The organism is Streptomyces sp. NPDC053432 (assembly GCF_055585365.1).
Window position 1 is genome coordinate 70,422 of record NZ_JBVJKF010000020.1, and the last position, 22,494, is coordinate 92,915.

General features: G+C 74.9%; 6 protein-coding genes. 5 read left to right on the top strand and 1 reads right to left on the bottom strand.

Annotated features, from left to right (window positions below; all coding sequences use genetic code 11):
• Window positions 1-130 precede the first annotated feature (130 nt).
• Together ACZ6Y1_RS28295 and ACZ6Y1_RS28300 are read left to right on the top strand one after the other, a co-directional pair.
• Complete coding sequence (locus tag ACZ6Y1_RS28295; RefSeq protein WP_469635825.1) at window positions 131-358, top strand: hypothetical protein; 228 nt, start codon at window positions 131-133, stop codon at window positions 356-358.
• 271 nt (window positions 359-629) lie between these two features.
• Complete coding sequence (locus ACZ6Y1_RS28300; protein WP_469635828.1) at window positions 630-965, top strand: hypothetical protein; 336 nt, start codon at window positions 630-632, stop codon at window positions 963-965.
• A gap of 645 nt (window positions 966-1,610) precedes the next feature.
• Here the strand turns inward: ACZ6Y1_RS28300 and bla are convergent.
• Window positions 1,611-2,402 (bottom strand): class A beta-lactamase, encoded by a 792-nt coding sequence (gene bla / locus ACZ6Y1_RS28305; RefSeq protein ID WP_469635831.1) that lies wholly within the window; start codon window positions 2,400-2,402, stop codon window positions 1,611-1,613.
• Window positions 2,403-2,967: 565 nt separating this feature from the next.
• Here bla and ACZ6Y1_RS28310 point away from each other — a divergent pair.
• From ACZ6Y1_RS28310 to ACZ6Y1_RS28320, 3 genes are all read left to right on the top strand, one after another.
• On the top strand, window positions 2,968-3,747 hold the full coding sequence (locus ACZ6Y1_RS28310) for a hypothetical protein (RefSeq protein ID WP_469635834.1): 780 nt from the start codon (window positions 2,968-2,970) through the stop codon (window positions 3,745-3,747).
• Window positions 3,748-4,138: 391 nt separating this feature from the next.
• Window positions 4,139-11,980, top strand: a complete 7,842-nt coding sequence (locus ACZ6Y1_RS28315) for an amino acid adenylation domain-containing protein (RefSeq protein WP_469635838.1) — start codon at window positions 4,139-4,141, stop codon at window positions 11,978-11,980.
• Entirely contained in the window at window positions 11,977-22,479 is a 10,503-nt protein-coding gene (locus ACZ6Y1_RS28320) for a non-ribosomal peptide synthetase (protein WP_469635841.1), read from the top strand. The genes ACZ6Y1_RS28315 and ACZ6Y1_RS28320 overlap by 4 nt, the downstream gene beginning before the upstream one ends.
• Window positions 22,480-22,494 lie beyond the last annotated feature (15 nt).

Here is a 22,494-nt window from a genome sequence, read left to right on the forward strand (position 1 = left end):
CAGTACGAACGGCGCGAGCCTACCCGTGGCCGCCGGTCACCAATGGCCGGGTGTCTGGCCTGTACAAGAACCATGGCCGAGACCACCGTTGGGATCGCTCCCCCTACGGACGTCACAGCAAGGAGGCGACGTGGCCAACCGCTTCTGGTGCGGAGAGTGCACATTCAAGACGCCGTGGGTCGACCGCTCCGAAGGGCTGCGCCGGCAGAGGGAGCACTACGCCCGCAAACACCCGGGCGTACAGCCGGCCGGCCAAATCGAAACCCGAAGGCACGGCCCGGCCGCGCACAAGGGCTGTCTGCTGCTCGCTGCGGGCGCCCTCATCCTGCTCATCGTGGTGATCGCGTGGCGCCATTGAAGGCCGTGGTCCTGGCCGAAAGGCCGCAGTCGACGGTTCGGTCGGCCAACAAGCTGCCGAGGTCGCTCCGTTGTCTTCTTCTGGGGGCGGCGTGGAGAGCTGCCGGCCCTCAAGTACTTGCTCATCATCAGGAGGTTGGTCCATGACACACTCGCCCGTTCCGCCGCGTCGTGGCGGTCGTTCCGGTCCGCCCGCGCGGCGGCGCCCTGGTACCGCTACAGCGGCGGGAAGTCTCGGCATCGCGTACGGACTGGTGGTGGGGTGCGCCGGAGTGTCCGGGATGGTGTGGGGATTGAGCGCTTTCGGCGAGGTGGGCTGGCTGGTTTTCCTCTGTGCCTTCGTCATCCCGTTCGGCGTCGCGCTGGTGCGCAACGGGGCCAGGGTGCTGTCGGGTGAGCCGCAGGCGGGCCCTCGGCTGAGCCAGCTGCTGGTGGTGCCGGCCAGCCTGTCCGGCATCGCCATCGGTTCCATGGTGGCCCAGGCGGACTTGGCCACCAGCCAAGCGCAGAACCAACTGACGGGCTTCATCGTGGCCTTCGTACTCTCGGCCGCGGCGATCGTCCTGACCGAGGCACGCTCCACGAAGGCGTACCTGGGCTCGCTCTGACGCCCACAAGCACTGGTCGGCGGCGGACCCTCGCCGTACGGGCGGGTGATCGGTGACGGCTCCGTTCCCGGTCCCGGGGTCAGTGAACGAGGGAGACGGCGAAGGGCTTGGATCCGTGTCGGCGCAGGAAGTGGGGCACGACCAGGATCACAGCCTCGGTGGCGCGGGCCGCAGTGACGTCGCGAGGTGATCTTCTTCGGGAGCTCGTCATTGAGCTTCCGCTGTGCGTCGCCCTTGATCGCGACGCACAGCGCGAAAACCGCAAGTCGAGGGGAGGGGTTAGGACCACTCGGGGCGGGCCTCCTCCACCCCCGCGATCCGGCCTGGCCCCCAGCGTCGCCGGCCGGGCGCGGTCCGGCGCGCCGGAGAAGCCCAGAGGGCCCCTCGACGGCAGGCTCTGGGGGCGGCCGGCTTCTGCTGTGATCAGGAGCCGGGCGCCGCACCCCCGGCAGAGGGTTGCCAGCAAGCGCTCTCCGCGCACACAGCCGTGGCTTCGGCTGGTGGGCGGTGACCGCGCTCGTCCCGGCTGCCTTCGTCCGGCTCACCTGCGTAGGCGAACCCATCGTCGCCGCCTGTCCCGCCGACACCGCTGCCCCCTCCCCGTCACGGCCCGCGCCCGGTCGGCTCGTCCCGGAGCCGGAGCGGTCAGCCCAGGACGGCCTCGCCCAGCAGACGAGCCGTGTCGGCGACGAGCTTGCTGTCGTTCGGCCCCTGCGGTGCCTCCGGCCTGGTCGTCAGGACCGCCATCACCACCGGCACACCGGCCGGGCTCCAGACCACGCCCACGTCGTTGGCGACGCCGTAGGCGCTGCCGCCGCCGGTCTTGTCGGCCAGCCTCCAGCCGGGCAGGCCTTCCTTGAACCGCTGGGTGTTGGTGGTGTTGGCGAGGAGCCAGTCGGTGAGCCGGTCCCTGTCCGTGCGGGGCAGTGCGTCGCCGAGCAGCAGCCGGGTGTAGGTCTCGCCGATGGCTCGCGGGCTGGTGGTGTCCTCGGTGCGCCAGGGTTCGGCGGAGTTCAGGGCCGGTTCCCAGCGGTCGAGCCGGGTGACGCGGTCGCCGAGGGACCGGGCGAAGCGGGTGATCGCGGTCGGCCCGCCCAGCTCGCGCAGGAGCAGATTGCCTGCGAGGTTGTCGCTCTGGCTCACTGCGGCCGCGCACAGGGCCTCGACCGTCATCCCGTCGGCCACGTGGTCCCTGGTGACCGGGGCCCACTCGGCCGCCTCGACCTCGGCCACGGTGTAGTGGATCCGGCGGGCCAGGAACTCCCCGTCGCGGTCGAGGTCCCGCAGGACGGCCGCCGCGGCCAGCGGCTTGAACACCGAGCAGACCGGGAAGAGCTCCTGCGCCCGGTTGACCACCGTGCGGCCGGTGACCAGATTGCGGGCGTAGACGCCGATGCGGGCGCCGTGCTCCCGCTCCATGTCCCGCAGTCGGCGCACGGTTCCCGGGTCGACGCCCGGTCGGCTGTCCGCGGACGCCGGGCCGGCGGCGCCGATCCCGAGGGCGGCTAAGCTCCCGGCGCCGAGGGCCAGGACCGTACGCCGGGACGGGCGGCTTGCCACGCGCTTCACATCGTCTCCCCACTGTTGATCATCGCTACGGGAGGAAACACGCGAACCGCCCCAGGACGGTTCCACCCGGCCCCGAGGGATGGCGCAGAAGGCTCGGGTACGCGAACGCCGGCTTGGACTTGGCCGGGGTCATGACGGGGAGCCGGCCGAACAGCACGATCTTGCCGTCCTTTCGCCAGCCGCCGGGGGCGTCTCGCCCTCGGGCAGCGTCTCGACGAACACCTCGCAGGTGTTGAGCTGGGCCCGGCCGCCAAGGTCCCGGGATCGCTCTGTGTTGGGTGATTCTCCGTGTTGCCGCCTGCGGGCCGGAGTGCAACGGCGGTGCACAGCGCGCGATCCTGTTGTTCAGAGTTCCTCCGTGCGACCCGCGCCGCTCAACACGTGTGCCCCTGTGGCTAAATGAGGCCGTACCGACGACCAGGGGGAGGACGTGGTGGCGGAAACGGAGAGGGTGGCGCGGGCAGAGGCGCCCGCGGCCGGGGGGCGGGGCACGGGCGCGGCACTGCTCGTGGCGTCCCTGATACCGGCGCTGTTCTGCTGGTTCCTGCTCGCCGTACAAGTGCCGTACGACACAGGACGCCTCGGGGACTACAGGGCCGCCCGGCCCTGCCCGGACGACAGCACGGCGCGGGAGTGGGAGCGCTGCGTGCGTACGGTCCCCTTCACCGTCGACGACGTGCAGCTGAAGGGGCCACGTGGATACCGCTTCACCGCGACCGTGACGGGCGGGCCGTACTGGAACGGGAAGCTGTTCTTCGGCGATCCGGGACCGCTGCTGGAGCGGCTGGACGTAGGCGACCAGGTGACCGGTACCGTCTGGCGGGGCCAGGTCATGGCCCTCGCCCGGGGGGACGTACGCCAGAGCACTGCCGAAGAGCCCCGCGACGAAGCCCAGATCATTGCCGGCATCGGCACCTACGGAGGTCTGGCGGCGGCCCTGGGGTTGTGGTTCGGAGCCGTACGGCTGACCGGCCGGCGACGTCTGTACGGGCGCCACACCTGGCGCGGACTCGGGCGGCCGCTGCTCGTCGCCATGGCGGCGATCTGCGCGGCCGTGGCGGTCCCCGCCTACATGCTGGGCATCCCGTGGTGGGTGGTCCCCGCGGTCGCCGCCGCCTTCTCGGCCTTCACAGCCTGGCAGTTCGACCGCTACCGGCGGCAGAACCCGCTTCCGCCCCAGCCCCCCGCAGTATCCCTCCCGGACCTCCCCTGACCTGGCGCGCCAAGCAAGGCCCGGAAAGGCGGACGTTGCCCGGCAGGACGGCGTGGACGGTGATTCCGAGCGGCGTCACCTCCAGGGCCACGCCCCACGCCACGCCGCGCCGCGCCGCGCAGTAAGCCGAGCCGGCCGGCGTGTTCCGTCTCGGCGGCCATCGGCGCGGCCGCGTCCGGATCACGGGGGTGCGGCTCATGGCTTGCCGCTGCCTGCCCTCGTCGGACCTGGATCCACCTGTCACGGGATCGCGGTACCGAGGATTTCTCCGGGCGGATCGGGGGTCGTCAAGAGGCGTATTAGTGGGACTTTCGGGACCGTCCGGCCGTCGCGGACAGTGGCCTCACGTCGTCGTTGATCGACCGATCCGACTGAGGAGACTGACCACCGCATGGCCACTCACGACCGCGGGCCGCTGCCCCTGACCCCGCCGCAGAACGGCGTCTGGTTCGCACAGCAGCTCGACCCCACCCGCCTCGACTACACCATCGCCGAGTACCTGGAGATCCGCGGGGCGGTGGATCCGGAGCTGCTCGCCGAGGCGGTGCGCACGACGGTGGCCGGAACCGAGACGCTGTGCGTCCGGTTCGCCGAGGTGGACGCGGTGGTGCACCAGATTCCCGCCGGGCCGCCGCCGCTGCGGATGGAGACGGTCGACGTGAGCAGCCACCCGGACCCGGACGCCGAGTCCGAGCGGCTGATGCGTGCCGAGCTGGCCCGGCCGACGGACCTGGCGTCCGGGGACGTGTGCCGGTACCTCCTGGTGCGGACCGGTCCGGCGACCTACCGCTGGATGCAGGGCTACCACCACCTCGTCGCGGACGGGGTCACCGGCTCGATCCTCGCGCGGCGGACCGCGCGGGTGTACTCGGCGCTGGCCGCGGGCGAGCCCGTGCCGGCCGCCGAGAGCGCGCCGTGGCAGCGGATCGTGGCCGAGGAGGAGGAGTACGCAGGTTCCGAACGGTGCGCGCAGGACCGGGAGTTCTGGCGGGCCCGCCTGGACGGGGCACCCGAGCCCGTCTCCTTCACCGGCAGCGTCCCGGCGCCCCCCTCCGGTACGCCGGTGCGGGTGAGCGGCGACCTCGCCCCCGCCGAGGCCCGCACCCTGCGCGAGGCGGCCCGCCGGCACGGCACGCGCTGGTCGGCGCTGGTGATGGCCGCGGCAGCCGCCCACCTGCACCGCGCGGGCGGCACCGAGGACGTGGTCCTGGGTCTCCCGGTCACCGGCCGCACCACCCCGGACGCCCGCCGGACGCCCGGCATGTTCTCCAAGGTGCTGCCGCTGCGGCTGACGGTCACCGCGGACACGACGGTCGGCGACCTGCTGCGCGACACCTCGGCCGGCATCAAGGAAGCCCTGCGACACCAGCGTTACCGTATCGAGGAGTTCACCGGGACCGGCCCCCGGCTGTGGGACGCCGCCGTCAACCTCATGTCCTTCGACTACGAGCTGTCCTTCGCCGGTGCTCCCGCCTCCGCGCACAACCTCTCGGTAGGCCCGGTGGAGCACGTCTCCCTCAACGTCTACGACCGCGGCGGCGACAGCCCGCTGACCGTGCAGGCCGAGGGCGACGCCGCGGACCTCGATCTGGCCGAACTCGACGCGCTGCGTGTGCGGTTCACCCGCTTCCTGGTCGCCCTCGCCTCGGCCGAGGACGAGGCTCCGGTCGGCTCGCTGCCCTTCCTGACCACCGAGGACGAGGAGCGGCTCGCCGTCTTCGCCGAGGGCGGCGTCGACCCCGTGGCGGGGGACGCGTCGCTGCACACGCTCTTCGAGGAGGTGGCGGCGCGCACCCCCGAGCGGGCCGCCGTGATCTGCGCCGGCCAGGAGGTCACCTACCAGGAGCTCGACACCTGGGCCGAGGACATCGCGGACCGGCTGCGGACGGCCGTCGAACCGGGCACCCCCGTCGGTGTCTGCGTGGAGCGCTCCCCGTCGATGGTCGCGGCCCTGCTCGGCGTCCTGAAGGCGGGCGGCTGCTACGTACCGCTCGATCCCGGCCTGCCCCCCGAGCGCATCGCGTACATCGTGCGCGACGCCGGGCTGCGCACGGTCGTCGCCGGGCCGGGCAGCCGCGACCGGCTGCCGCACGACCTGCCGGGCGTGGTCGACGCGAGCGCGCCGGCGGACGGTTCCGCCGTCGCCCGGAGGTCCGTGCCGGTGCCGGGCGCGTCCGCCGCGTACCTGCTGTACACGTCGGGCAGTACGGGCGAGCCGAAGGGTGTCGTCGTCCCGCACGCGGCGGCCGTCGACTTCGTGCGCGGCCACCTCGCGCTGTGCGGGGCGGGTGACGGCGCCGGGTACGGGGACTTCGCCGGTTCCGGGCGTGCGGAACGGTTCCTCGGGTTCGCCTCGCTGTCCTTCGACGTGTCGGTCCTGGACGTGTTCGGCTCCCTGTTGAGCGGTTCCACCCTGGTCCTCGCCACCGACGCCGAGCGGGTCGACGTCGACCGGCTCCAGGCGCTGCTCGCCGAGCACGCGGTGACGGTCGCCGACCTGCCGCCGGCGCTCCTGCCGCTGCTGGACCCTGCGGGACTGCCGGCGCTGCGGTTCCTGTCCACGGGCGGTGAGGCCCCGTCCGGGGACGCCGTGGACCGCTGGGCGACGGACGGCCGCGAGGTCTGGAACGCGTACGGGCCCACCGAGGCGGCCGTGTCCGTGACCATGCACCGGGTGCTTCCCCCCTCGCACGGCCGGATCCCGCCGATCGGGCGCCCGATGGTCAACCACCGTGCGTACGTGGTCGACCGGGGGCTGCGGCTGCTGCCGCCGGGAGCGACCGGCGAGCTCTGCGTGGCCGGTGCGGGTCTCGCCCAGGGGTACGCGGGGCGCGCCGCCATGACCGCCGACCGTTTCGTGCCGGACCCCTTCTGCGGTGTGCCCGGTGCGCGGATGTACCGGACGGGCGACCTCGTGCGCTGGACGGCACGGGGCGAACTGGAGTTCCTGGGACGGGTGGACCGCCAGGTCAAGATCAATGGCCACCGGATCGAACTGGGCGAGATCGAGGCGGTGCTCGGCCGGCAGCCCTCGGTGGGGCAGGCCGCGGTCGTCGTGCACGCCCCCGCGGGCGGAGCCCGTCGGCTCGTCGCCTTCGTGGCACCGCCGGCCGACGGCGGCCCGGCGCCCGAACCGGACGCGCTGGCAGCGGAGTTGGGCCGGGTCCTGCCGGGCTACATGGTGCCCCGCACGTTCGTGGCGGTGGACCGGCTGCCCCTCACCACGGGCGGGAAGGTCGACCGCGCGCGGCTGCGCGTACCCGAGGCCGCGGCCCGTCCGCAGCACCCCGAGCGCGTGTACGGCGCCACCGAGCTGGCGCTAGCGGATCTGTTCTCCGAGGCCCTCGGCACCGCCGCGACCCCGGACGACAACTTCTTCGAGCTCGGCGGCGACAGCATCACCGCCCTCGGCCTGACCAGCCGGGCGCGGACCCGCGGCTTCTCCTTCACCCTGCGCGAGGTGTTCGCGCACAAGACCCCGGCCGCCCTCGCCGCGGCCGTCGGCGAGCCCGGCCACGGGACCTCCCCGGCCGCCGCCGTTCCGGCCGTCGCGGAGTGCGGTCCGCTCCCCGCGACCCCGGTCATGCGCTGGCTCCTCGACGGGCCGGGTCCCATCGGCCGGTTCAGCCAGTCCATGGTGCTGACCCTGCCCGAGGGCGCGGACGACGCGACGCTCGTACGGGTCCTGCAGTCGGTCGTGGACCGGCACGGGGCGCTGCGCCTCGGCGTGACCGGCGGCCCGGAGGGCCGGCTGTGCACGGTCGGCGAGCCCGGTTCGGTCGACGTGTCCCGGCTGTACCGCACCGTCGGCGTGGCCGGGGCGGACGAACCCGCCCGCGTCGCGATCATGGCGGAGGCGGCCCGGGAGGCGGCCGGACAGCTGGACCCCGCGGCCTCGGTGATGCTCCGGGCGGTGCGCTTCGACAGCGGTGGGGCGGCGCCGGACCGGCTGCTGCTGTGCGTGCACCACCTGGCCGTGGACGGGGTCTCCTGGCGGATCCTGACGGCCGACCTGGCCACGGCCTGGGAGGCCGCCGCCACCGGGCGTCCACTGCCGACCACGGACGGGACGGACGGGGAGGTCTCGTTCCGCGCGTGGGCCCACCATCTCGAACTCCAGGCGGGCTCCCCGGAGGTGCAGGCCGAGCTCCCCTTCTGGCGCTCGACGCTGGAGGGCTCCGGGGACGCCCCGGACCCGCGGGAGCCCTGGCAGCGGATCCCCGACCCGGTGCGGGACACCGCCGGCGCCACGCGCACGCTGACGCTCGGCCTGCCCGCCGAGGTCGCCGGTCCGCTGCTGGCCGGGGTGCCCGGTGCGCTGCGCACCGGCCCGGCCGAGGTGCTGCTCGCGGGACTGGTCCTCGCGGCGCACCGCCTGCGCTCCCCCGGCAGCTCCCCCGGCTCGCTGCTGGTCGACCTGGAGGGCCACGGCCGCGTCGACCGCACCGGCCGGCACGACCTGGCGCGCACCGTGGGCTGGTTCACCACCCAGTACCCGGTCCGGTTCGACCTGGCCGACCTCGACCTGGACGCGGCGGCCCAGGGCGGTGACGCGCTCGCCGACCTGGTCGCGCGGATCCACTCGACGGTCGCCTCCGTACCGGACCACGGCACGGGCTTCGGGCTGCTGAGCAGGCTCGATCCGCGCACCGCCGCGCAGCTGTCCGGCGTCCCGCGCCCCCGGATCCTGTTCAACTACCTGGGCAGGTTCGCCGGCGGGGACGAGGCCCCGTGGAGCCCCGCCCCCGAGGCGGGCGGCCTGCGGGCCGAGGTGGATCCGGCGATGCCCGTCGAGCACGCCCTGCAGATCGACGCCGTCGCCGTGGACGGCGCCGCCGGTCCCGTCTTCACCGCGGTCGTCACCCATCCCGCGGAGCTGTTGACCGAGGCCGAGGCGGACGCCCTGGTGGCGGCCTGGGGCGATGCCCTGCGCCTGCTGGCCGGCTGGACGGGCGCCCCCCGGCCGCGCCGCCTCACCCCGCGTGACCTGCCGCTGGTCCGGCTGACGCAGTCGGAGACGGACGCCCTGGCCGCGCGCTACGCCGGGCTCTGCGACGTGCTGCCGCTCTCGCCGCTCCAGGAGGGGCTCTTCTTCCACTCCGCCTTCGACACGGGCGCGATGGACGCCTACACCGGCCAGATCGTCCTCACCCTGGACGGTGGCCTGGACGAGGACACCCTGCGGGCGTCCTGCGACCGGCTGCTGCGCCGCCACACCGCGCTGCGCTCCGCCTTCACCGACCAGGGTCTGGACGGGCCGGCGCAGATCGTCGTCGAGTCCGTCGAGGTGCCGTGGGAGGCCGTGGACCTGGGCGGACTCGGATCCGCGGACCGGGAGCGCGAGTGGCAGCGGCTCCTCGCGGCCGACCGGGCCCGACGCTTCGACCTGGAGCGGCCGCCGCTGGTGCGCTTCACCCTGGTCCGGTTCGGTGCGGCCGAGCACCGCCTCGTCATGACCAACCACCACATCGTCTGGGACGGCTGGTCCTCGGCGGTGCTGCTGCGCGAACTGCTCACCGGATACGCCGAACAGACCTCGGGCGCCGAGCCCGGTGCGGTCGCGGAAGCGGTCCCGTACCGCTCGCACCTGGACTGGCTGGCCCGCCAGGACGACGGCGCCGCCGAGGCCGCGTGGAGCGCCGCGCTGGCCGGGCTGGAGGAGCCGACCCTGCTGGGCGCGGCCGATCCGAACCGGATCGACGCGCTGCCCGAGCGGGTCCCGCTGGAGCTGTCGGCCGAGCTGACGGCCCGGCTCACCGCGCGGGCCCGCAGCGCGGGCGTGACCCTCAACAGTGTGGTCCAGGGCGTCTGGGCGATCCTGCTGGGGCGGGTGACCGGGCGGGACGACGTGGTGTTCGGCGGGACCGTCTCCGGGCGGACCGCGGACGTCGCGGGCATCGAGGACATGGTCGGACTCCTGATCAACACGCTGCCCGTGCGGTTCAGGGTCCGCGAGGACGAGCCGCTGCTGGCCGCGCTCGCCCGGTTCCAGGACGAGCAGACGGAGCTGATGGACCACCAGCACGCCGGGCTCGCCGGCATCCAGCGGGCGGCCGGGCTGGGCACCCTCTTCGACACCACGGTCGTCGTCGAGAACTACCCGCTCGACCTGGAGTCGATGCGGGAACTGGCCGGCGGACCGCGGCTGACCGGGGTGGAGGGCTCGGACGCCACCCACTACACCGTCAACCTCATCGTGCTGCCCGGGGAGCGGCTGCGGCTGCACCTCGACCACCGCACGGACGTCCTCGACGCGCGGACGGCGCGCAGCGTGGGCGAGGCGCTGGAGCGGCTGCTCACGACCGTCGCCGACGCCCCCGCCACCGCGGTCGGGGAGGTGGACCTGCTGTCCGCGGAGCAGCACCGGCTGATCCGGGAGTGGAACGGCACCGCCGTGCCCGTCCCCGACACCACGCTGGTGGAGCTGTTCGAGCGGCAGGTGGCCAGGACGCCGCAGGCCACGGCGACCGTCTTCCGTGGCGAGCGCCTGACGTACGGCGAACTCGACGCCCGCGCAGAGCGGTTGGCCCAGGCCCTGCGCGGCCGGGGCGCCGGTCCGGAGGAGATCGTCGCCGTCGCCCTGCACCGCTCCACCGACATGGTGGTCTCGCTGCTGGCCGTGCTGAAGTCGGGGGCGGCCTACCTTCCGGTGGACCCCTCGCTGCCGGCCGACCGGATCGCGTACCTGCTGGCCGACGCCGAGCCGGTGCTGCTGCTCGCGGACGACGGGGTGGCGGCGGGGCTGCCGGTCTCGGCGGACCTGCCCCGGCTGGATCCGGGGGCCGTCCACGACGTGGACTCCGGTGCGGTGGGGCCGGCGCCGCTGCCCGGGCACCCCGCGTACGTGATCTACACGTCCGGGTCGACGGGGCGGCCCAAGGCCGTGGTCGTGGAGCACTCGGCCATCGTCAACCGGCTGCTGTGGATGCAGGACCGGTACCGGCTGGGCGCGGACGACCGGGTGCTGCAGAAGACCCCGTTCGGCTTCGACGTGTCGGTGTGGGAGTTCTTCTGGCCGCTGATCACCGGCGCGGCCCTGGTGGTCGCAGAGCCAGGCGGGCACAAGGACCCCGCCTACCTCAGCCGGGTGATCCAGGAGGAGTCGGTCACCACCGTCCACTTCGTCCCGTCCATGCTGGCGGCGTTCGTCGAGGATCCCGGGGCGGGCCGCTGCCGGTCGCTGCGGCGGGTCGTGTGCAGCGGTGAGGCCCTGCCCGAGGAGCTGAAGAACCGGTTCCTCGATGTGCTCGACGTGCCCCTGCACAACCTGTACGGGCCCACGGAGGCGGCCGTGGACGTCACGCACTGGGACTGCCGCCGCGAGGACGCCGGGCCCGTGCCGATCGGCCGGCCCATCTGGAACACCTCGCTGTACGTGCTCGACCCGCGGGGCCGGCCCGTCCCGGTGGGGGTCGCCGGCGAGCTGTTCCTGGCGGGCGCGGGCCTGGCCCGCGGATACCTGCGGCGCCCGGCGCTGACCGCGGAGCGCTTCCCGCTGGACCCGTTCGGCCCGCCGGGCTCGCGCATGTACCGCACCGGTGACCTGGCCCGCCACCGGGCCGACGGCTCGGTGGAGTACCTGGGCCGTACCGACGACCAGGTGAAGATCCACGGTTTCCGGATCGAACTGGGCGAGATCGAGTCCGCACTGGGCCATCTCGACGGCGTGGGCCGGGCCGCGGTCGTCGTCCGCGAGGACGTGCCGGGCGAGCGCAGGCTCGTCGGGTACGTCGTCCCGCAGGCCGGGGCGGACCCGGCCCCGGACACCGAGCCGATGCGCGCCGAACTGGCCCGCTCCCTGCCCGAGTACATGGTGCCGGTGCTGGTCGTCGTGGACGGGCTGCCCGTCACGCCGAACGGCAAGCTCGACCGCAGGGCGCTCCCGGCGCCCGCCGCGGCGGCCGCCACCGGGTACGAGCCGCCCGCCGGGGAGACCGAGGAACTGGTCGCCATGGTGTGGGCCTCCGTACTGGACGCGCCGCGGATCGGCCGCCACGACGACTTCTTCGCCCTCGGGGGGCACTCGCTGAGCGCCACCCGGGTGGCGGCCCGGCTGCGCCAGTCCCTCGGCCTGGACCTGCCCCTGCACACCCTCTTCGAGCAGCGGACCGTCGCCGCCCTCGCCATCGCCGTCGAAACGGTGCTGCTGGCCGAACTGGAGGCCGATCCGGCCCCGTTCGCCGCCACCGACGCCGCCGTTCCTTCACTCGTACTTCAGGGAGAGACCTCGTGACCACCCAGGAGAGCCTGCCGGCCACCGGCACGGACGGCCGCCTGGCCGCCGCCCGTGAACTGCTGCGCCGCCGGGTGCGCGCCGCACTGGACGACACGGCGGCCGGTCCGGCCGCCGCGCCGGCGCCCGTCCCCGCTGCGGCCGCCGACGGTCCGGACACCGAGCCCGTCGCCTCGTTCGCCCAGGAGCGCATGTGGCTGGTGGACCGGATGGCGGACGGCACCCCCGGCTATGCGATCCCCGAGGTCGTGCGGCTGCGCGGCTGCCTCCATCCGGAGCAGCTGCGCCGCGCCCTGACGGCCGTCGTGGCCCGTCACGCACCGCTGCGCACCGTCTTCGAGGAGCGCGACGGCGCCCCGCACCCGGTGGTCCTGCCCGCCCCGGCGGCGGTCCCGCTGCCGGTGCTGGACCTGGGTGACGCCCCGCTCGCCGAACTGGAGGAGCGGGCCCACGGCCTGGCTCGGGAGGAGGTCCGCAGACCCTTCGACCTCGCGGCCGGCCCGCTGCTGCGCGCCCTGCTGATCCGGCTCGGCGCCGAGGACCACCTGCTGGTGCTGGTGGTCCACCACATAGCTACCGACGGCTGGTCCATGGGTCTGCTGTGGCGGGAGCTGTCCGAGGGCTACGCGGCCCTGCTCGCGGGGCGGCCCCCGGCGCAGGCGCCGCTGCCCCTGGACTACCAGGCGTACGCCCGTACGCAGCGCGACCGGTTCGCGAGCGGTGCGATGGACGGATCGCTGCGCTGGTGGGAGAGGTCCCTGGCGGGGCTGGAGGCTCTCGAACTCCCCGCGGACCGGCCCCGTCCCACCCGTCGCAGCGGCGACGGCGCGAGCCTGGAGTTCACCCTCGACGCCCGCCTCACCGCCCGGCTGCGCGGGATCGCCGAGGGCGCCGGCGCCACCCTCTTCATGACGCTCCTGGCCGGCTTCCAGGCCACCCTGGCCCGCTACGCCGGCAGCACGGACATCGCCGTCGGCACCCCGGTGGCCGGGCGCGACCGGGTGGAACTGGAGCCCCTCGTCGGGTTCTTCGTCAACACCGTGGTGCTGCGCGCCGACCTGTCGGGCGAGGTGGGCTTCCGTGAGCTGCTCGGGCGGGTCCGCCGGGCGACGGTGGACGCGTACGACCACCAGGAGGTGCCCTTCGACCGGCTGGTGGAGCACCTGAGCCCCGAGCGGGTCGGTGACCGCAACCCGCTCGTGCAGGTGATGTTCGCCTCGGCCCAGGACGAGACGGCCGGGCTGCGACTGCCGGGGCTGGACGCGCGGGCCGTGCGGATGGACTTCGGCGGTTCCCTCTTCGACCTGAGCGTCTTCGTCTCCGAGGGCGCCGAGACCTGTTCCGGCTCGCTGGTCTTCGACACCGACCTGTTCGACCGGGCCACGGCCGAACTCGTCCTCGGTCACTACCTGGAGCTGCTGGCCTCCGCCGCCGAGGAGCCCGACCGTCCCCTGGCCGAGCTGCTGCCCTCCGCCCCGACCGCGGCCCGGCTCGCGGCCGAGGGGCACGGCACGGCCCGCCCGGACCTGGCCCCGGCCTCCCTGGTGGAGCTGTTCGCCGAGCAGGTCCGGCGCACTCCCGGCGCCGAGGCCGTGGTCTGCGGCGCCGACCGCCTGAGCTTCGCCGAACTCGACTCCCGGTCCGACCTGCTGGCGGCTCGGCTGGCCGCCGCCGGGGTGGACCGCGAGACCCCGGTCGCCCTGCTGATGGAGCGCTCGGTCCACCTCCCGGTGGCGATCCTGGCCGTGCTGAAGGCCGGCGGACTCTACGTCCCGCTCGGCGAGGGGTTCCCCGTCGCCCGGCTGCACTGGATGCTGGAGCGGACCGGCGCCCGCCTGCTGCTCGCCGATCCCGCGACGGCCGGCCACGAGGCGGTCCGCACCTCGCCCGTTCCGGTGTTCGACGCCACGGCGCCGGCGGACGGGGCCCCGCCCGCCGCACCGGTCCCGTACCCGCCGTGCTCGCCGGACCAGCTGGCGTACGTGATGTACACCTCCGGTTCCACGGGCGAGCCGAAGGGCATCGGCGTCACGCACGCCAACGTCGCGGCGCTCGCCCGTGACACCGCCTTCGGCACAGCGCACCGGCGGGTGCTGGCCCACTCCCCGCTGTCGTTCGACGCCTCGACGTACGAACTGTGGGCGCCCCTGCTGTCCGGCGGGCTGGTCGTCATGGCGCCGCCCGGCCGGGTGGACACCGCCGCCCTGGCCCGGCTGGTGGAGGAGCACCGGATCACCTCGATGTTCCTCACGGCCGCCCTGTTCAACCTGGTGGTCGAGGAGTGCGTGGAGCTGCTGACACGGGTGCGGGAGGTGTGGACCGGCGGCGAGGCCGCCTCCCCGCACTCCTTCGCCCGGGCCCTGGAGCGGGCTCCGGACACCGTCCTCGTCAACGCCTACGGGCCCACCGAGACCACCACCTTCGCCACGCGCCACCGGCTGGACCCCCGCGCCGGCGCCGTCGTCGACGGCCGGGTCCCCATCGGCACCGCCCTGGACGACACCCGCCTGTACGTCCTGGACGGGCGCGGCCGCCCGGTGCCGCAGGGCGCCGTCGGCGAACTGTGCGTCGGCGGTACCGGCGTGGCACGCGGCTACCTCGGCCGGCCCGGCCTGACCGCGCGGCAGTTCACCCCCGACCCGTACGGCGCTCCGGGCGCCCGGATGTACCGCACGGGCGACCTGGCCCGGCGGCGCCCCGACGGCACCGTCGACTACCTCGGCCGCAGCGACCATCAGGTCAAGATCCGCGGCCACCGGATCGAGCCGGGCGAGATCGAGGCCGAGCTGGCCCGTGGCCCGAGGGTCGCACACGCCGCGGTGGTGGTCCGCGAGGACACCCCCGGCGAGCAGCGGCTGGTCGCCTACGTGGTGCCCTCGGAGGGCCAGGTGGCGGACCCGGCGGAGCTGCGCCGGGCGCTGACCGAGCGGCTGCCCGCGTACATGCTGCCCTCGGCGATCGTGTCGCTCACGGCGCTGCCGGTGACGCCGAACGGCAAGCTGGACCGGCGCGCGCTGCCCGCGCCCCCCGAGGAGGGGTTGCTCCGGGCCGAGTTCGCGGCGCCGGCGACCGCGACCGAGGAACTCGCCGCGGCCGTGTGGGGCGAGGTGCTGGGCACCGGGCGGATCGGCCGCCACGACGACTTCTTCGCCCTCGGAGGCCACTCGCTGCGGGCCACCCGCGCCGTGTCGCGCCTCGGCGCCCGCCTGGGCACGGGCGTGCCGCTGCGGCTGCTGTTCGAACACCCGACGCTGGAGCGGTTCGCCTCGGCGCTGGACGCCCTGCGCGGCGACGGCCCCGACGCCGCGCAGGCGACCCCCGTCACCGCGATCGGCGCACGGCCGGCCGGGGAGCCCGCGCCGCTGTCGTTCGCGCAGCAGCGGCTGTGGTTCCTGGACCAGCTCCAGCCCGGCCGGCCCGACTACAACATTCCCGTCGCGGCCCGGCTGCGGGGCGCGCTGGACGCCGACGCGCTGGCCGCCGCGCTGTGCGCCGTCGTGTCCCGGCACGAGGTGCTGCGCTCGCGGATCGCCGAGGGCCCGTCGGGCCCCGTACAGGTCGTGGAGGCGCCGGAGGTCTTCGTCCCCGTCCGCACCGACCTGGGGGACCGGCCCCGCGAGGAGGCCCGTTCGCGGGCGCTCGGCCTGGCCCACGCCGACGCCGCCGCACCCTTCGACCTGGGCTCGGCGCCCCTGCTGCGGGCCCGCGTGGTGCGCGTCGCCGACGACGAGCACCTCCTCGTCCTGGTCCTGCACCACACCGTCGGCGACGGCTGGTCGATGCCGGTGCTGTGGCGCGAGCTGTCCGGGGCCTACGCGGCCCTGCGCCGCGGCGAGCGTCCGGTGCTGCCGGCACTGCCGGTGCAGTACGGGGACTTCGCGTACTGGCAGCAGCGCCGGCTGGCGGACGGCGAGGCCGACGCGGGCATCATGCACTGGCGGGCGGCCCTCGGCGGGCTCCCTGCCCTGGAGCTGCCCACCGACCGGCCGCGGCCGCAGGTGCGCTCCGGCGCGGGCGACTCCTTCGTCTTCGAGGTCCCGGCCGAGCTCGCCCAGCGGCTCGGCGCGCTGGCCCGGGAGCGCGGCGCCACCCTGTTCATGGTGCTGCTGGCCGGTTTCCAGGCGCTGCTGGCCCGCTACACGGGCCAGGTCGACATCGCGGTGGGCTCACCCATCGCGGGCCGCGACCGCACCGAACTGGAGCCGCTCATCGGCTTCTTCGTCAACACCCTCGTGCTGCGCACCGACCTGTCCGGCGACCCGGCCTTCGGTGAACTGCTGGACCGGGTGCGCCGGACCGCGCTGGCCGCGTACGAGCACCAGGACGTTCCCTTCGACCGGCTGGTGGAGGAGCTGCGGCCGGAGCGCGACCTCAGCCGCAACCCGCTCTTCGACGTGCTGTTCCAGCTCCATCCCGAGCAGCTCGCCGCCCTGCCGCTGGACGGTGTGGAGGTCGAGAGCCTCGACACGTCCAACGGGACGGCCAAGTTCGACCTCAGTCTCGCGATGACCGAGCACCCCGGCGGTCTCACCGGCACCGTGCAGTACGCGACGGACCTCTTCGAGCGGGCCACCGTGGAGCGGTTCGGCGCCCACTACCTGCGGCTGCTGGCCAGTGCGGCCGAGACGCCCGACACGCCGCTGTCCCGGCTGGACGTGCTGTCCCCGCGGGAGCACGCCGCCCTGCTCGGAGAGGACCCGGGTCCCCGGGCTGACGGGCCGGCGGACCGGACCCTGCACTCGCTGGTGGCGGAACAGGCCCGGCTGCGGCCGGACGCCCCGGCCGTGACCTGCGAGGGCCGCACCTTCGGTTACGCGGAGCTCGACGCGGCCGCCAACCGGCTGGCCCACCGCCTGCGGGAGCTCGGCACCGGCCCCGAGACCCGGGTGGCCGTACTGGCCGCCCGGGACCCGCGGATGCTGGTGTGCGTCCTCGCGGTGCTGAAGGCCGGCGGCGCCTACGTGCCGCTCGACCCGGGACACCCGGCCGAGCGGGTCCGTACGGTCCTCGCCGACAGCGGCGCCCACCTGGTGCTGACGGCGGGCCTGCCCGCCGGGCCGCCCTCGGACCTGACCGGCGGCGTACCGGTCCTGGACCTGGACGCCGAGCAGCACGTGGTGGACACGCTGCCCGCCACGGAGCCGCCCGTCCCCGCCTCCCCCGCGCACCTGGCCTATCTGCTGTACACCTCCGGGTCCACCGGCCGCCCCAAGGGCGTGGCCGTCACACACGCCGCGATCACCGGCTACCTGGCGGCGCTGACCGCCACCTTCGGCCTCGGCCCCGGGGACGCGGTGCTCGCCCGTACCGCGCTGACCTTCGACCCTTCGGTGCGTGACCTGTTCGCCCCGCTGACCACCGGCGGGCGGATCGTACTGGCCTCGCAGGACGAGGCCGGGGATCCGGAGGCGCTGGCCCGGCTGCTGCACGGCGAGGGTGTGACGGCGCTGCTGTCGATCGTCCCGTCGATGCTGGAACCGCTGGTCGCCGCCGTCACCGAACCCGCGGCCGCACTGCGGCTGGTGATGACCACCGGCGAGGCGCTGACGCCCGGACTGGCGCGCGCCGCCCGCACCCTGGGCGTACCCGGCCGGCTGCGGCTGGTCAACCAGTACGGTCCGACGGAGTGCACGAACACCACCACGTACCACGTGGTGACGGACGCCGACATCGAGGCGGGCCACATCCCCATCGGACGGCCGCTGCCCGGCGCCCGGGTCCTCGTGCTCGGCGAGCACCTCGAACCGCTCCCCCGGGGCGCGATCGGCGAGCTGTTCATCGCCGGCCGTGGGGTGGCCCGCGGCTACCTGGGCGATCCGGCGCGCACCGCCGAGGCTTATCCGCCGGACCCGTACGGGCCGCCCGGCGCGCGCATGTACCGTACCGGTGACCTGGCGCGACTGCGGTCCGACGGGGTGCTGGAGTTCCACGGCCGCCGGGACAACCAGGTCAAGGTCCGGGGCCACCGGATCGAACTGGGCGAGGTGGAGGCCGCGTTGCTGCGGCATCCGGACGTGGCCCGGGCCGTGGCCGCCGCGCACGGCGAGGGCGCCGACCGGCTGCTCGCCGGGTACGTGGTGTGGCGGGAGGGCGGCGGTGATCCGGCCGCCGTGCTGGACTTCGTCCGCGCGGCCCTGCCTGCGGCGATGGTGCCGTCCGCGCTGGTGGTGCTGGACGCGCTGCCGCTGACCCCGAACGGGAAGACCGACCGCCGGGCGCTGCCCGCGCCGGAGGCCGGCGCGACCGGCGGGCACCGGGCGTACGTGGCGCCGCGCACCCCGCTGGAGCGGACGGTCGTCGAGGTCTGGGAGGAGGTGCTCGGCGAGGGCCCGATCGGTGTCCATGACCACTTCTTCGAGCGCGGCGGGCACTCCCTGCGCGCCACCCGGGTCATCTCCCGGCTGCGCGCCCTGCTGGACCTGGACATCCCGATGCAGCTGCTCTTCCGGCACCCCGTGGCCGAGGACCTGGCCCGGGCGCTGACCTCACCGGTCGCGGCGGACGCGCCGGGAGCGACGATCCCCGCGCTGCCCGAGGGGCCCGGCCCGCTGTCTTTCGGGCAGCAGCGGCTGTGGCTGCTGGACCGGCTCCAGCCGGGCCGGCCCGACTACAACATGCCCGGTGCCGTACGGCTGACCGGGGAGCTCGACACCGCCGCCGCCCTGGGCGCGCTGACGGACGTCGTCGCCCGGCACGAGGTGCTGCGCTCCCGGATCGAGGAGACCGGGGAAAGCGGCGACGAGGGGGCCTTCGCGGCCCGCGTCGTGCCCGGCCCGGCCTCCCTGTTCGCCCCCGACTTCACCGACCTCTCGCAGCTCGGGGCGCCGGCGGCCGAGGAGCGGGCGCGGGAGCTGGCCGCGCACGACGCCGCGCTGCCCTTCGACCTGACGGCCGCGGGCCCGCTGCGGGCCCGGCTGGTGCGGATCGCGGCGCGGGAGCACCTGCTGGTGATCGTGGCCCACCACATCGCCTTCGACGGCTGGTCGGTGGGGGTGTTCTGGCGGGAGTTCTTCGCCGCATACCGGGCCCGCACCGTCGAAGGGGCCGAGCCGCTGCCTGAACTCGCCGTCTCCTACCGCGAGTTCGCCTCCTGGCAGCGCGACCGCCTCGGCGACGACGCCCTCGCGGACGCCCTGGGGTACTGGCGCGGGCGCCTCGGCGGCCTGGCCCCGCTGGACCTGCCCACCGACCGGCCCCGGCCGGCCACCCCGTCCGGGCGCGGCGAGCAGCTCTCCTTCGAGCTGCCCGAGCCGCTGCTGCGGCAGCTGCGTGACCTGGGGCGCCGGCACGACGCCACGCTGTTCATGGTGCTGCTGGCGGGCTTCCAGGCCCTGCTGGCACGCTGGTCGGGCGGCGAGGACGTGGCCGTGGGCTCCCCCATCGCCGGCCGTGACCGCACCGAGCTGGAGCCGCTCATCGGCTTCTTCGTCAACAACCTGGTGCTGCGCACCGACCTGTCCGGCGACCCGGCCTTCGGCGAGCTGCTGGACCGCGCCCGGGACACGGCGCTGGGCGCCTACGCCCACCAGGAGGTGCCGTTCGAGCGCCTGGTGGAGGAGGTGCGGCCGGAGCGCGACCTGAGCCGCAACCCGCTGTTCCAGGTGATGCTGGTGCTCGACGAGGAGGCCGCCGCGCCGCCCGCGCCGGGCGGCCTGGACGTCGAACCGCTCTCGCTGGCCAGCGGTGCCTCGAAGTTCGACCTCTCGCTGTACTTCGTCGAGGAGGGGGGCGCGCTGCGCGGTGAGGCCGTGTTCGCCACCGACCTCTTCGACCGGGCGACCGTCGAGCGCATGACCTCGGCGCTGACCGAACTGCTCACGGCCGCGGTGGCCGATCCCACGAGCCCGCTGGGCTCCATGCCCCTGATGGGGCCGGCCGAGGAGCGCCGGCTCCTGGATGAGGGCACCGGCTCCGCCGAGCCCGCCACCGACCGGCCGCTGCCCGTGCTCGTCGGCGAGCAGGCCTGCCGTACGCCGCGGGCGGTCGCCGTGGACGACGGCGACCGGAGCCTGACGTACGCCGGGCTGTGGGAGGTCTCGGGCCGGCTGGCCCGGGAGCTGACCCGCCTCGGTGTCGGTCCGGAGGCCGCGGTGGCGGTCTGCGCGGAGCGCTCGGTACTGCTCCCGGCGGCGCTGCTGGGCGTGCTGCGCTCCGGCGGCCTGTACGTGCCCGTGGACCCCGGCTATCCGGCCGACCGCATCGGCTACATGCTCGCGGACAGCGGCGCCCGGGTCATGGTGGTGTCCGGCCTGTCCGAAGCCGCGCAGGCCCCGGACGGGGTCGCCGTGGTGGACCTCGACGCCCTGGCCGCGGATGGCAGCGCGCCGGCCGACCCCGCACCCGTTCGGCTGGAGCCGGAGCAGCTGGCGTACGCCCTCTACACCTCGGGCTCGACGGGACGCCCGAAGGGGGTCACCGTCCCGCACCGGGCGCTGGCCAACTTCACCCGGGACATGGTCCGCAGGCTGGAGCTGACGGCCGGTGACACGGTCGCGGCCGTCACCACCGCCTCCTTCGACATCGCCGTGCTGGAGCTCCTGGTCCCGCTCGTGTGCGGAGCGACCGTACGGGTCGTCGACCGCGAGACCGCGCGGGACGGCACCCTGCTCGCGAAGGAGCTCGACGCGGCGCCGGTCACGGTAGTCCAGGCCACTCCGGCCACCTGGCACCAGCTGATGGAGTCGGGGTGGCGGGCCCCCCACGTACGGGCGCTGTGCGGCGGCGAGGCGCTGCCGTCGGCCCTGGCCGAGCGGATGCGTACGGCGCTGGGCACCGTCCGGAACGTGTACGGGCCGACGGAGACCACCGTCTGGTCGACGGCGCACCGGCTGTCCGGGCCCGTCGGCGACGGGCCGGTGCCGATCGGCACGGCGCTCGCCAACACCCGGCTGCACGTACTGGACGCGGCGCTGCGCCCGGTGCCGGTGGGTGTGTTCGGCGAGCTCTACATCGGCGGTGACGGCGTGGCCCGCGGCTACCACGGGCGGCCGGGGCTGACCGCGGACCGGTTCGTACCCGATCCGTACGGGGCGGGCGAGCGGCTGTACCGCACCGGTGACCTCGTACGCCGGCTCGCGGACGGCACGCTGGAGTACCGGGGCCGGGCCGACGGCCAGGTGAAGGTGCGCGGCCACCGCATGGAGCTCGGCGAGATCGAGTCCGCGCTCGCCCGCCACCCGCGGGTGCTGGCGGCGGCCGTGGCCGTCCACGGCACGGGGGTGGACGCCGTCCTGGCCGGCTACGTGACCTGGCGGGACGAGGAGGGCGACGTGCGCGAGCTCGGCGACTTCCTGCGCCAGGACCTCCCCGAGTACATGGTCCCGGCGGTCCTCACCGCGCTGGAGCGGCTCCCCCTCACCCCGAACGGCAAGCTCGACCGCAAGGCGCTGCCGGCGCCGTCGGCGGACGCGGCGCGCGGCGACGGCGCGGGCCGGATCCCTCCGCGCGACACGACCGAGCTGCGGATGGCGCGGCTGTGGGAGCAGACCCTGGGCACGGCCCCGATCGGGGTGCGTGACGACTTCTTCGCGCTCGGCGGCCACTCGCTCAAGGCGTTCGCCCTGATGGCGGCCGTGCGCCGGGAGTTCGGGGTGGAGCTGCCGCTGAACCTGGTGTTCCGTCGGCGCACCGTGGAGCTGCTGTGCGAGGCGCTGCCGGACGCGGGGGCGGCCGCCACCAGGCTGCTGGTGCCGCTGGCCGATGGTGACCCGTCCAGGCCGCCGCTGGTCCTCGTCCACCCGCGGGGCGGCGATGTCGTCTGCTACCGGGACCTGGTGCGGGACCTGTCCGCCCGTCCCGGGGGCGACCGGCGGATCCTCGGTCTGGAGTCGGTGGGCTACAACACCGGCGAGAGGCCGCTGGAGACGGTGCCCGAGATGGCCGAGCGCTACCTGGCCGCCCTGCGCGAGGAGCAGCCGCACGGCCCGTACCTGCTGGCCGGCTGGTCGTTCGGCGGGACGGTGGCCTACGAGATGGCCGCCCGGCTGGAGGCCGCCGGCGAGGAGGTCGCCTTCCTCGGCCTGATCGACACGGCCGCGCCGGGGGCGGCTCCCGGCAACCGGGCCGGTACGGATGCGGGGCCGGGCGATCCGGACCTGCTGCGGTACGGCATCGCCGCCGGGATCGACGCCGACTCGGCGCGCGAACTGGACGAGGAGGAACTGCTCGACGTCCTGGTGCGCCGGGGCCGCGCGGAGGGCACCCTCCCCCGTACCGCCCCCACGGAGGCCCTGCGCAGAGTGCTGCGGGTCGCCGAGGCGAACGGAGCGGCCTCCGCCGCCTACCGCACCGACGCCGTCCTCGCCATCGGCCTGCACCTCTTCACCGTCGACGAGCGGCACCCGGAACTCGCGACCCCGCTGGTGGACCCCGCGGCCTGGCATGCGCGCACCGCGGGCGACGTCCTGCGGGCGGCGGTCCCGGGCAACCACCACGACCTGGTGGACCCCCCGCACTGCGCCGCGCTGGCCGGGCTGCTGGCCACGGCCCTGCCCTCCTGACCCGCTCCACCCCAC